This is a genomic window from Leisingera sp. ANG59 (assembly GCF_013317235.1).
In the GTDB taxonomy this organism is placed as follows: Bacteria; Pseudomonadota; Alphaproteobacteria; order Rhodobacterales; family Rhodobacteraceae; genus Leisingera.
In genome coordinates, this window is sequence record NZ_WLCM01000072.1 from 1 (window position 1) to 12740 (window position 12740).

Genomic DNA, 12740 nt, shown 5'->3' on the forward strand with positions numbered 1-12740 from the left:
TTCGGTGACGCCAAGATGACAACCGCGCTTCTGGATCGCGTAACTCATCACTGCGCAATCATCGAGACAGGCAACACGTCATACCGGTTCGCACAGAGCAAGCGACGCAGAAAAACATAAACGTCGCGCAAGCAAAGGCCCCAGACGGACTCGCTATAGGAGGGCGGCCCGCCTGGGGCCTTTGCGCCACAAGGGGTGGGTCAAATTCAAACGCTGAAACCGGGTCAGTTTTGAACGCTCATTGACAGCGCCGGACGTTCCACCAGCCGCGTCTGCGCCGTGAATGCTATGGCGAGTTGATCCAGATCGACGGCTCCGATCACCGCTGGTTCGAGGATCGGGGCGGTCCCTGCACCCTGCTCGTGTTCATCGACGATGCCACCAGCACGTTGATGGAACTGCGGTTTGTCAAATCCGAGAGCACCTTCAGCTACTTCGAAGCGCTTGAGAGCTACCTGCATACCCATGGGCGGCCGGTTGCATTTTACAGTGACAAGCACTCGGTGTTTCGCGTGGCCAAGGAAGACGCCAAGGGCGGCGCGCGGATCACCCAGTTCGGGCGCGCTCTGAGTGAGCTGAACATCGAGATTTTGTGCGCCGACTCAAGCCAGGCGAAGGGTCGCGTGGAACGCGCCAACCGCACATTGCAGGACCGGCTGGTGAAGGAACTGCGGCTCGCTGGCATCTCGGACATGGAGGCTGGAAACGCTTATCTGCAGGGCTTCAAGGAACGCTACAACGCCAAGTTTTCCAAGGCCTCGGCCAAACCGGATAACCTGCACCGCGCATTGAATGTCGAGCCGGATCGGCTGGCAGATGTCCTGTGCTGGCGCGAGAACCGCTATGTCGGCAAGCAACTGACGTTTTCCTATGACCGCAAGCGGATCATGCTCGAGGAAAGCGAGATCACACGCGGCCTGGTCGGCAAATATGTAGACACCTACGCCTTCGTGGATGGCCGGTTTGAGGTGCGCTGGAAAGGCCACTCCCTGCCCTACAAAATCTTCGACATGGATCAGCGCGTGACCCATGCGGCTATCACCGGCAACAACCGCCTGAGCGCTGTCCTCGAGCACATCAAAGAGATGCAGGATGCCGCCCCGCCCAAGCCCAAGGTGCGGACGAACTCAGAGAAGATGGGTTACAAGCCGAATGGCCGGAGACCAGGCCGACCGTCAGGGTCGCGGGCCAAGAAGAGGATTGTGCACGCGGCTGAATAGGCCCAAGAATGAAGGCATGACTGCCGACGACGCCCCAAAGATCATCTTCTCCGACTACACGCAATCCATCGTCATCGACGGGCATCATTTCGATGTTGAGATCTACCGGACCAGCATCCATCCCGGCTGGATCCTGTCCGTGGAGAACCAGTTCGGCACGTTGACGGTTTCCGATAACCCGCCCTTCTTCGGCGATGGCCTCGCCTGGCGCGCCTTCGAAGAGATCCTGCGCGAAGAAGGCATCAAAGCATTCTATAATAAGAAAGAGCGGCGAAAGCTCGGTCTATGACCTTGAGCCTCGCAAGGCTTTTCAGCCCTCCGATATTTGGGGTCTGCGGACTGCAAAGCCTTGCTCCCGTCACGCCCCTAGGTGACGTTTCTGCTTTGCGCAGCCGGTGACATTTCTGGATGGTTGCAACACGCGTTCACGGCCGGGCACATTCTAGATTGGGTTGCGACAATTCCCCTATCTTGCTGGAAAGCAGGGAGAATGAAAGATGGCCCACATAGAACTGGATTTGCGTGGACGGCGCGCAACCGAGAATACGCTAAACGCAAAGACGCCCGTGAGCCAGATCGCAACCGCGCTCGGCAGGCATCGCTCTACTGTCTACCGCGAGATCAAACGAAACTTCTTCTCTGATCCCTGTCCGCAGAAATGCGAAGGCCACTATGATGTGGCCGCACAGCTGATGACGGCAGATCGGCAATCGAATGATCTATGAGGGTGCAATACGGCGGGTCTGTCAGGAAACCATCTACTGTCAGGGAACCATCTACCGGTACATCTATTCCAAAGAAGGCATGGCCGATGAGCTCTGGTGGTATCTGCCCGGGCACAGGAAGTATCGTCGGCCTTGCCGCGCCTGAAAGCGCCAGGCTCCCAAGTTTGAACGGGATGTCAGCATCGTGTTTCGCCCGGATGATGTCGCACACTGACGTCAGTTTGGCCACTGGGAGGCCGTACCGGCAGCCTACGGCAAGTCCGAAACCAGGAATTCACGCAGCGCGGAGACAGAACGGCCACACAAGTCGATTGCGGTTGAAATCTGGCTAGTTGTGCACTTTTTGCTCCTGTTCAAGCCGGTAAAGAACGTGTTGCCCTTTGAGGCCTTTTAGCTGCCTTGGATCTGCGTTTGAAAAACAGAATGCAGTTTTCCACCGACCATTGCTCGAGTCGCATCCGATACCAAAACGTCACCCGCAACGCTTGCAGCCGCTTTGCGCGAAGCCTTTTCAAAGGCTTCCGCCTCAAGTTCTTCACACACATCCGGGCTGGGATCACCGCGAAAAAGCCGCCGACACCATCGCCGACGGCGCTTCCGTTCCAGAACTCGCCTTCGCCCGCACCATCGTCTCGACACTGCCAGCAGTTCAGGTGACGGACGGATCATTGCGGTCTGTCCGGGCAACGGCACAGGGTTCTGCTGCGAAGTTCGTCCAACCGGCATCTCCCACCAAGGCTGCAGATGAATGCTGCGCCGATCAAGAGGTTTGATTTGCCTCAGACGAAACGCACATCCTGATCGGGCTCAAACAGGTCGGCATAGGCAAGTCCGGTCTGAAAGCTTGAAAACAGTCTAGGGTTTCTGCTCTGATAAACTCAGTACTATTGCAGCCTTGAAACAAGGCCGACCGAGGACCCACCAGGATGGACCGCCGCCTCGCCGCCATTCTCGCCGCCGATGTGGCTGGCTACAGCGCACTCGCCGGTGCGAACGAGGAGGGCACGTTGAGGGCCGTTAAGGGGCATTTCAGTGCGCTCGACCCTGTCATTGGCTTGAATGGAGGGCGGCGTTTCAAGACGATGGGTGACGGCTTTCTTGCAGAGTTCCCCTCGGTGGTTGATGCTGTCGCCTGTGCTGAAGCGATGCAGTGCCAGATGGCTGAGCGAAACGCCACGCGCGGCGACGGGCCCGAGATCTGCTTCCGAATGGGTGTCCACGTTGGCGACGTCGTCGCGGATGCCGAGGATCTTTTGGGCGATGGTGTCAACATCGCCGCCCGGCTGGAAGGATTAGCTGAGCCTGGCGGAATTGTTGTCTCCGGCAGGGTTCATGAAGATGTGGTTGGCAAACTCGATCTCGCATTCTGTGACCTCGGCCGCCAGAGCCTAAAAAACATTGACCGGCCTATTCGCGCCTACTCGGTCTGTATTGCAGCCGGGACAGCCCCGGTTCCAGCCCCCGCCCGCCCCGGGAAACCCTCTGTCGCAGTTCTAGCCTTCGACAATCTTTCGTCCGACCCGGAGCAAGACTATTTCGCCGATGGCATCACCGAGGATATTATCACCGGCCTCTCGCGGGTTCCCTGGCTTTTTGTGATCGCCCGGAATTCGTCGTTTTCCTATAAGGGCCTTTCTGTGGATATCCGCCGGATTGGCCGTGAATTGGGGGTGCGTTACGTGCTTGAAGGCTCGGTTCGCAAAGCCGGCCAACGCCTGCGCGTGACTGGCCAGTTGATCGACGCCGAGACCGGCGGCCATATCTGGGCCAATCACTATGATGGTGCTGTCGAGGACGTCTTTGACCTGCAGGACAGGATAACCGAAGCGGTAGTCGCTGCGATCGCGCCTGCGATCCGGCAGTCCGAGATCGGGCGGGCTGAATTGAAACGCCCTGAAAACCTGGATGCTTACGACTATTTCCTGCGTGCTCAGGCAGCAATCTATAAATTCTCCTTCGTCCTTGCCGACCGCCATCTCACCAGCGCGCTTGAAGCGGCTCCCAACTACCCGATGGCGAAGGCCTTGCGCGGGTGGATCCGCACCTTGCTTTGGAACCCCGACACACGGCCAACCTCTGAGCGGTTCGATTTTGCAATCCGGATGGCTAGAGAAGTGCTGGAAGCTCCCGATCCCGATATCGAAGCACAGGCATATGCTGGCTACATTCTGGCCTTCCTCTCTGAGGATACAGAGTATGGGTTCGCTCTTGTCGATCGGGCGATCGAGGCCTGCCCCAACTGCACTTCGGCTTGGGGATCGAGCTGCATCCTGCGCGGATTGACCGGTGACGCTCCCACCGCGCTGGCGCATAGCGAACGCGCGCTCCGTCTGAACCCAGCCGACCCGATGGGGTACCGCGTTCAGTTGGGGACCAGCCTCGCCCACATCGCGAAACAGGACTGGGCGGCACTGCTCGAAACTGCAATCAGAGTACGCGCCTTCCATAACTCCGTGTCGATTTTCCGTCTCAATGAAATCGTTGCGGAGATGGGTCTTGGCAACGATGAACGCGCGCAAAGACTCGCCCGGCTTCATATGACCCGCGAACCCGACTTCACCGTCTCAATGTTCCGGAACATGAGGGCCCGCATCCGGATCACCAAGCCCAGCATCTACGAGACATATTACGAGATGCTGTCCGCCGCAGGCATCCCGGAATAGCCTGGCCTGGCTGCCGAGCTCGGTCCGTTACCAGATCTGGGAGGCTGAGGCGCGGCAAGGAGGCAAGGCTGACCACTGCCACACTGTTCGCGTAGGAGCCTGCTTTGCTGAACGAGTAGCTGCAGCCTTTCGCAGTCGCCGCGAAATCGCGCGGGAAAGGTCGGCCCAAAGCACTGCTTGCTGTTACTCCCCGCCGGTGATGTGCCCTGTCACCACATGTTTAAGGCCCAGTTCTTTTATCTCCACCACGGCCTTTACTTCGAAAGCTTTCCCGGAAGTGTCCGCCCCGCGCATCGCTTCTTCAATTGCTTGTTGAGAAGTGACACCAACCTGCTTGAGGAACTTGCGCATGGACATATTGAAGCTGTCTGACATATTTGACCCCTTTCAAGTATTCATTTTGTCCGACTTTCTTCCACATAGACCTTACCCGCTTAGCGGCTAGGAAGCTTCTTCAATTATAGGCCAACGCCACGCGGCTTTTGGGTCGCAGTAGTCCGTGCGCGATGGCCGTTCTGGCTCTGGTTGTCCGACCTGATTGCAGCGAACTTGCGGCATGAGCCCGGCCACTCAGGCGGTGAGCAACGACTTTGAAACCGCACTTTCTCATTGCTCGGGACCGAACTGCTGATCCCTTCGCAGAGACAATGACAGCAGGCAGCCCAATCCGGGCCTCCATTTTACAAACAGATCGCAGCGCTCGATCATGCTCGTCCAGCGAAAGAGTAGCTCATATCACGCCAGATCCTGTCCAATGGATGGGAGTGGCGCAGTGTGCCGACCTTGCCGTGATCCCTGTATACGCAGTTGCAGCGGACGCCTCTTTTGAATGGCGCGTCGTAAGCTTCCGTTTTGATGGCAATGGTATGGGCCGTCATTAGACCCACAGAACAGTGGCCTTTTGCCGGGGCATTTACAGTTCCTAAGGTTTTTTGGGGGCAAGAACACTGCCCTTCAGCAAATCCTGTGGTGGTAGGTTCACGAAGCCGTCAGAGATTCCCCGGTATCCAGCACCGGCGCCGCATCAATGTCTTCTGCATCCAGCATGGATGCCACGCGCTCAAGCGCTGCGATCAGCGCCGCCTGCTCCCAGTCCTCCATTGCTGCAAACTTGCGTACAAACCTCTGCTGCAGCGGATCCGGTGCATCGGCAATTGCCCGGCGCCCCTTCTCGGTGACAAGGATATTTGTCTGGCGCCGGTCAGTCTGCGACTTTTCACGCACCACCATTTCTTTGCGAACCAGCTTGTCCACCAGAGAGGTCACGGTGGCCTGGGAAATCCGCATCTGCTGCGAAATCGCTTTGGCGGTGCAGTGCTCGCTGGCGGCGATGATCTGAAGCACCCGGAACTGCGCGGCTGTAAGTCCGACCGACTGCGCAAGTTCCCGGCTGAACAGGTCAGTTGCACGCAGAATGCGGCGCAGGGCGATCAGGCTTGCATCAATGCGTTCCATGTCCCGGTTCTGGCAGAGCGCAGAGGGACAATCAAGACGCGCGCGCCCTCATTTGATTTGATAAGCAAAGCAAAAAGTTCCGAGCATTGCAGAAGAGCACGTTGGGATCGGGTAAAATTGACACAATGACGCAGAATTATCCTGGTGGCTTGAAATGCATTCCGCCTCAATATACTTAGCCTATCGAAGCAATAATGGAGACACTTGAACAGATGCGACACGCATTGGAGTTATTTCGGAAGGCAGCCCCCGCGCTGCGTGAGCCCACAGCAGACGACGGCCCGGAAATCTGGGAGCTGGTGCGGGCCTGCAAGCCGCTCGATGAGAACTCCATGTACTGCAATCTGATCCAGTGCGACCACTTCCGCGACACCTGCGTTGTGGCAGAGATCGGCGGCGAAATTGCCGGCTGGGTTTCCGCCTATGTTCTGCCCGAGGATCCGGAAACGCTGTTTGTCTGGCAGGTGGCGGTGTCTGAAAAGGCCCGCGGCACCGGTCTTGGCTCGCTGATGCTGACCGGCCTGCTGCGCCGCAAGGCCTGTGAAAACATCAAACGTCTGCAGACAACCATCACCCAGGAAAATAGGGCCTCCTGGGCCTTGTTCCATAAATTCGCAGCCAACCGCAGCGCACCGCTGAGGAGTCTGCCCTACTACACCCAGGGCCAGCACTTCCGGGACCGCCAGAGCACCGAACACATGGTCACGATCGACTTCTCCGAGGCGCCCAGCTGGGCAGCCTGAGGCCGGTTGACCCCATGTGGCGCATGCCCGCTCTGATCTGCACAATCCCAAAAGGACATACGATGCCGACTGACACGTCAGCCAAGATTTCTATTTTCAAACGCCGCGAGTCCGAAGCCCGCAGCTATTGCCGCAGCTTCGACACGGTTTTCACCCGCGCCCAAGGCTCCGAACTGACCGACAGCCAGGGGCGCACTTACATTGACTTTCTGGCCGGCTGCTCGTCACTGAACTACGGCCACAATGACCCAGACATGAAGGCCGCCCTGATAGACCACATTGCCGCCGACGGGCTGGCGCACGGGCTGGACTTCCACACCAGCGCCAAGGAAGAATTCCTTGATGCCTTCGACCAGCACATCCTGCGGCCGCGCAATCTGGACCACAAGGTCATGTTCACCGGCCCGACCGGCGCCAACGCTGTGGAGGCCGCGCTGAAGCTGGCCCGCAAGGTAACAGGCCGCACCAATGTCATCGCCTTCACCAACGGCTTCCACGGCGTCACCCTGGGCGCACTGGCAGCCACCGGCAACAGCTACCACCGCGGCGGCGCCGGCACCCCGCTCAATGGCGTCACCCGGCTGCCGTATGACGGCTACTTCGGCGCGGACGTTGACACCGCCGCCTACCTCGAGACGATGCTGAACGACGGCTCCAGCGGCGTTGACGCGCCGGCCGCGATCCTGCTGGAAACCGTGCAGGGCGAAGGCGGGCTGAATGCAGCCAGCCCCGAATGGGTGCAGCACATCGCCGCTCTGGCCAAGGAACATGGCGCCCTGCTGATCATCGACGACATCCAGGCCGGCTGCGGCCGCACCGGCGGCTACTTCTCGTTCGAGGACATGGGCATCACCCCGGACATCGTGACGCTGGCCAAATCGGTCTCCGGTTTCGGCCTGCCGATGGCCCTGATGCTGGCCCGCCCGCAGCACGACATCTTCGGCCCGGCCGAACACAACGGCACCTTCCGCGGCAACACCCATGCCTTCATCACTGCAAGCGCGGCAATCCGCAAGTTCTGGGCAGACTCCGGATTTCAGCAAAGCACCGCCACTAAGGCCCGGCTGCTGACTGCCGCGCTGGAGGAAATGTCCGAACTTATCCCCGGCTCGAAGCTCAAGGGCCGCGGCATGATGCAGGGGCTGGACGTGGGTTCCGGCGCGCTTGCCGCCAGCATCTGCGCCCACGCTTTCGACAACGGCCTGATCATCGAAACCTCCGGCAACGAGGACCAGGTGGTCAAAGTGCTGGCGCCGCTGACCACGCCGGAGGACATGTTTGTAAAGGGCCTCAACATATTGCGCAGCGCGATCCGCGGCGTGACCGATTCAAGCAAATTTGCAGCGGAGTAAGACATGATTGTTCGCGACTACAACGACATTATCAAAAGCGACCGCAGCCGGGTGGTGTCTGATGCCCAATGGTCTTCGGTGCGGATGCTACTGGCCGATGACGGGATGGGGTTCTCCTTCCACATCACCTTCCTCGAAGCCGGATCAGAGCACACATTCGAATACAGGAACCACTTCGAAAGCGTCTACTGCATGCAAGGCTCCGGCTCGATCACCGATCTGGCGACCGGCGAGACCCACCTGATCCGGCCCGGCGTCATGTATGCGCTGGACAAGCACGACCGCCACACCCTGCGGGCCGAAGAAGAGCTGGTGATGGCCTGCGTGTTCAATCCGCCCGTGACCGGCAGCGAAGTGCACCGCGAAGACGGCTCCTACGCGCTAGAAACCACCTGAAGAGGCCCCGGCTGAGGCCGGGAGAGACAGTTTGAAGTTCCCTGACCACACCGTCGAGAAGATCGGCGGCACCTCGATGAGCCGTATCCGCGAGCTGCGCGATACGCTCATCATCGGCGGCCGCACCAGTGCTTCGTTCTATCACCGCATTTTTGTGGTGTCCGCCTTTGGCGGGATCACCAACCTGCTGCTGGAGCACAAAAAGACCGGAGAACCCGGCGTTTATGCGCTGTTCGCAAATGATGACAACGACCATGGCTGGCTGGATGCGCTGACCCGCGTGGGTGAAGCCATGTCCGAAGCACACAACCGTGTGCTGGACAATCCGGCAGACCGCGCCCGCGCAGAGGAGTTTGTGCGTGACCGCATCGAGGGCGCCCGCAGCTGCCTGTTCGACCTGCGGCGCCTGTGCTCTTACGGCCATTTCCGGCTGTCGAGCCAGATGATGCTGGTGCGCGAGCTGCTGTCCGGCCTGGGTGAGGCGCATTCCGCCTTTGTCACTTCCCTGATGCTGCAGCGCGCCGGGGTGAACGCACGTTTCGTTGATCTCAGCGGCTGGCGTGACGAATGCGAATGCTCACTGAAGGAGCGGATCGCCACCGGCCTGCGCGATCTGGATTTGGCGTCGGAAATGCCGATCGTCACCGGTTATGCCCAATGCAAAGAGGGGCTGATGCGCGAATATGACCGCGGCTATTCCGAAGTCACATTCTCCAGCATCGCCTCCTATACCACGGCAAAAGAGGCGATCATCCATAAGGAATTCCACCTGTCATCCGCCGATCCGGCACTGGTGGGGACAGACGCGGTGCGCAAGCTCGGCCATACGAATTACGATGTGGCCGACCAGCTGTCGAACATGGGGATGGAGGCAATCCACCCGAATGCCGCCAAGATCCTGCGCCAGTCCAACGTGGCGCTGCGCGTCACCAACGCTTTTGAGCCTTCGGACCCCGGCACCCTCATCGACAGCCAGCCAGCCAGAACTCCCGCGGTTGAAATCGTGACAAGTATCGATGCCGTCGCGCTGGAGCTGTTTGAGCAGGACATGGTCGGTGTCAAAGGATATGATGCCACCGTGCTTGAGGCGTTGCGCCGGCACAAAGTCCGGATAATCTCCAAAAACTCGAACGCCAACACCATCACCCATTATGTCGAGGCTTCCCTGAAAGCAGTGCGCCGCGTGACGAATGATCTGGAGCGCGCCTACCCTTCCGCCCAGGTCAGTGCGCGGGCGCTGTCAATCGTCTCGGCCATCGGGCGGGACCTGTCCGGGGTCAAGGCGCTTGGCCGCGGGCTAGCAGCCTTTGACAGGGCAGGTGTCGAGGTAATTGCCGCGCATCAGACGCCGCGCAACGTCGATGTGCAATTTGCGGTACCGCGGGCATCGGCCGAAACAGCGGTCGCTGTTTTGCACGCGGCGCTCCTTCCGGAAACTGGCCAGGTTCAAACATCAAAAGCGGCGTGAGCCGGACGTCTGCCTCCAGACGCGCTGTTGCCCTGGCTTTGCGGGCCAGGAGAAAGAGCACCAGTGTGGTGTCCTGATCCCGAAACGCTTCATGCGCCTTTGCACGCCGGCCTTGCAGCGGCCATTAGACAGGCCATTCTGACCGAAGAGCTCCCAGCCCAAGCCCGCCTTCCACCTTATCGCAGGATGGCAAACCGGCTTGGGTTGAGCGTACACAGTGTCAACCGGTGTCCAAATTTGACCCCCTATCGGTATGCAAAAGTGCCCCCATTCGCTTGGTGAGCTGACCTGGCACGGCGGAGCCCTCACATTGCTCAGCCGGATCGGGCCAGCGGGTTACAGGCGCTCACGCGCGTGTCTTGAACCGGTAGCTGCCGCGGAGATCGAGCGATGATGAACTTCCCGACACGCGCCGAAACCGGCCAGCTCCCCAATGCCATCACATGCCATTCGCGCGGCACGGCGTGGCACAGCTCTGCCGCGGGCCGATTTTGAGCCTCTGGAACCCTAAAAAATATGGCTTCACAAGGTTCCGACACACCCGAATTGACAAAGTTCAATTTTGTCAATTAAATCAAGGTATTGATCTGATTTTCAGCTTGCTGCGCGAGGTGTGGACCCTCTAAGACGCCCAGCCCGCTTCAGCCGTGCGAAATAGGAATAGGCCCGGCCGCCCTGTTCAAAGCAAGCAGCCTGATGCAAGCCGATGCAGAAGGGTTATGCAAGGAAGTGAAGCAGCCGACGTCTTCAAACTTTCCCAGGTCAGTGCACCTCAGGTGCACAGTCTCTGACCTGCTCAAAGAATCCGGAGCAGCTCATACGTTTCGGCGAAAAAAATTACTTACTCGCTTAAGCGTATAGTTTAAAATTATCCGCCAGAGCGCATATTGCGAATTTATTCGCCATAGCGTATCATCTCCGTATGAAAGAACTCGCTCGCACACCAAGACAGATCGGCTCCATCATCCAGCGCGCGCGCAAAAAGCGCCGCTGGTCACAATCGCAACTTGCTGAACGCGCTGGGTTACGCCAGGCCACGATCTCCCAAGTCGAAAACGGCGAGAAGCTTGCGAAGCTCGACACCATCCTGGCCGTTCTTGCAGCTCTTGACCTGGAATTCAGGATCGACGAGCGCACCAAAGGGCACGGGCAGGATATCGAGGAACTTTTCTAATGGGACGGCGCCCCGCATATATGCCATTGCGGATTTACCTGAACAACCGTCGCGTCGGAACACTCACCCGTGAAAGAAGCGGTGCCATCCTCTTTGCCTATCACCACGACTGGCTGGCCTGGGAGCATGCCCTGCCTGTCTCACTTTCGCTGCCATTGCGCGAAACGCCGTATCGGGGAGAGACTGTTGCAGCGGTTTTCGAGAACCTGCTGCCTGACTCGGACAAGCTTCGCCGCCTTGTTGCCGAAAAAGTCGGTGCCCGAGGCATTGACGCATACAATATGCTGACCAAGATCGGCCATGACTGTGTAGGCGCGCTGCAATTCATCGCGGGGGATGATTATGCGCCCGACGCTACCGGCAAGCTGGAGGGCGAAACGGTTGATGCCGGAGCCATCGAGAATATCCTGAAAGGCCTGAGCCAGGCACCTCTCGGCCTTACAGGAGATGACGCGTTCCGGATTTCCGTGGCCGGCGCACAAGAAAAAACCGCCCTGCTTCGGCATGACGGGCAATGGATCAAGCCGCACGGCGCGACCCCAACCACACATCTCATCAAGACACAGATCGGCGAGCTGCCCGGCGGCATCGATCTCTCGGACAGCGTCGAGAACGAATACTATTGCCTCAGACTCACATCAGCCTTCGGCCTGCCGGTGAACAACGCCGCCATTGAAACCTTCGGGGATACCAAGGCCCTTGTGATTGAGCGTTTCGACCGCCGCTGGACAAAGGACGGACGCCTCCTGCGCCTGCCGCAGGAAGACTGCTGCCAGGCTCTGTCCGTACCGCCAACCCTGAAATACCAGAATGAGGGCGGACCGGGCATGGCCGACGTACTCAGCCTTCTCAAAGGCAGCGATACACCCCTCGAAGATCAGGCAACCTTCCTGAAGGCTCAAATGATCTTCTGGCTGATCGGCGCAACAGACGGCCATGCCAAGAACTTCAGCGTGTTTCTAAGTCCGGGTGGCAGCTACCGCATGACCCCGCTCTATGACATCCTGACTGCCCAGCCTGCGCTGAACACCCGCCAGATCGAGCGCAAGCAAATGAAAATGGCGATGTCGGTGGGCAACAGCCGCCATTATCGCTTCGACCAGATTCACGGGCGGCATTTCGTGCAAACGGCCATGCGGGCGGGGCTCTCTAAAAAAAGTGCGCGCAGCCTCATTGAAGACATTGCAGAGCGTGCGCCCAAGGCGCTCGAAACAGCAGCAGAGTCCATGCCGGCGGGTTTCCCAACCGATGTAATTGAAGCCATCAGCGAGGCCGTCAACGGGCGCCTGAGCGGATTGCAATCGGCGCAAGCCCTGTGAGCGCAGCGGCCTGCTCGCCTGTGATTTGCCCAAGTTCCGGCATCTCGGCGATTAGCATCGTGCTTGCAACAGGTCCGATCCCAGGAACGGAGCGCAAAATGTCTGCACTATTTGCCAAGCTTTCATCTGTCACGATGATTTGCTCAATCTGAGCTTCAAGCCCGGCAATTTGGTTGTCCAGCAAACCTTTGAGGTCTTCGTCCATGACCGCGAACATATCGGCTG

General features: G+C 58.9%; 13 protein-coding genes and 1 pseudogene. 11 read left to right on the top strand and 3 right to left on the bottom strand.

Annotation, left to right across the window (positions count from 1 at the left end; genetic code table 11):
* The 5 genes and pseudogenes from GKC28_RS25155 to GKC28_RS25175 form a co-directional block, all read left to right on the top strand.
* A partial coding sequence (locus tag GKC28_RS25155) for an ATP-binding protein (protein ID WP_217433978.1) occupies positions 1-120 on the top strand: 120 nt, incomplete at its 5' end.
* Between the two features lie 110 nt (positions 121-230).
* Positions 231-1220 (top strand): annotated as a pseudogene (locus GKC28_RS25160) (ISNCY family transposase); the annotation flags it as partial.
* 16 nt (positions 1221-1236) lie between these two features.
* On the top strand, positions 1237-1509 hold the full coding sequence (locus GKC28_RS25165) for a hypothetical protein (protein ID WP_174149688.1): 273 nt from the start codon (positions 1237-1239) through the stop codon (positions 1507-1509).
* Between the two features lie 208 nt (positions 1510-1717).
* Positions 1718-1945: a helix-turn-helix domain-containing protein gene (locus GKC28_RS25170; protein ID WP_174149689.1), complete on the top strand. Its 228-nt coding sequence runs from the start codon at positions 1718-1720 to the stop codon at positions 1943-1945.
* A gap of 926 nt (positions 1946-2871) precedes the next feature.
* Complete coding sequence (locus GKC28_RS25175) at positions 2872-4608, top strand: adenylate/guanylate cyclase domain-containing protein (protein ID WP_174149690.1); 1737 nt, start codon at positions 2872-2874, stop codon at positions 4606-4608.
* A gap of 183 nt (positions 4609-4791) precedes the next feature.
* On the opposite strand, the gene GKC28_RS25180 is transcribed toward GKC28_RS25175, so the two are convergent.
* Positions 4792-4983: a DUF6494 family protein gene (locus GKC28_RS25180; protein WP_174149691.1), complete on the bottom strand. Its 192-nt coding sequence runs from the start codon at positions 4981-4983 to the stop codon at positions 4792-4794.
* 603 nt (positions 4984-5586) lie between these two features.
* Positions 5587-6063, bottom strand: coding sequence for a MarR family winged helix-turn-helix transcriptional regulator (locus GKC28_RS25185; protein ID WP_174149692.1), 477 nt, complete (start codon positions 6061-6063; stop codon positions 5587-5589).
* Between the two features lie 212 nt (positions 6064-6275).
* On the opposite strand from GKC28_RS25185, the gene ectA reads away from it, so the two are divergent.
* The 6 genes from ectA (at position 6276) to GKC28_RS25215 (ending at position 12515) form a co-directional block, all read left to right on the top strand.
* Positions 6276-6806, top strand: a complete 531-nt coding sequence (gene ectA, locus GKC28_RS25190; RefSeq protein WP_174149693.1) for a diaminobutyrate acetyltransferase — start codon at positions 6276-6278, stop codon at positions 6804-6806.
* Between the two features lie 62 nt (positions 6807-6868).
* Entirely contained in the window at positions 6869-8158 is a 1290-nt protein-coding gene (ectB, locus tag GKC28_RS25195) for a diaminobutyrate--2-oxoglutarate transaminase (RefSeq protein ID WP_174149694.1), read from the top strand.
* A gap of 3 nt (positions 8159-8161) precedes the next feature.
* Positions 8162-8554 carry an ectoine synthase gene (locus tag GKC28_RS25200; protein WP_174149695.1) on the top strand — a complete coding sequence of 131 codons (393 nt, stop codon included), beginning with the start codon at positions 8162-8164 and terminating at the stop codon, positions 8552-8554.
* Between the two features lie 31 nt (positions 8555-8585).
* Entirely contained in the window at positions 8586-10022 is a 1437-nt protein-coding gene (locus tag GKC28_RS25205; RefSeq protein WP_174149696.1) for an aspartate kinase, read from the top strand.
* A 922-nt stretch (positions 10023-10944) separates the two neighbouring features.
* On the top strand, positions 10945-11196 hold the full coding sequence (locus GKC28_RS25210; RefSeq protein WP_174149697.1) for a helix-turn-helix domain-containing protein: 252 nt from the start codon (positions 10945-10947) through the stop codon (positions 11194-11196).
* On the top strand, positions 11196-12515 hold the full coding sequence (locus tag GKC28_RS25215; protein ID WP_174149698.1) for a type II toxin-antitoxin system HipA family toxin: 1320 nt from the start codon (positions 11196-11198) through the stop codon (positions 12513-12515). Before GKC28_RS25210 ends, GKC28_RS25215 begins: the two co-directional genes overlap by 1 nt.
* Here GKC28_RS25215 and GKC28_RS25220 read toward each other — a convergent pair.
* The coding region (locus tag GKC28_RS25220; RefSeq protein WP_217434220.1) for a transposase at positions 12472-12740 on the bottom strand (269 nt) is incomplete at its 5' end. The two genes, GKC28_RS25215 and GKC28_RS25220, sit on opposite strands and share 44 nt — an antisense overlap.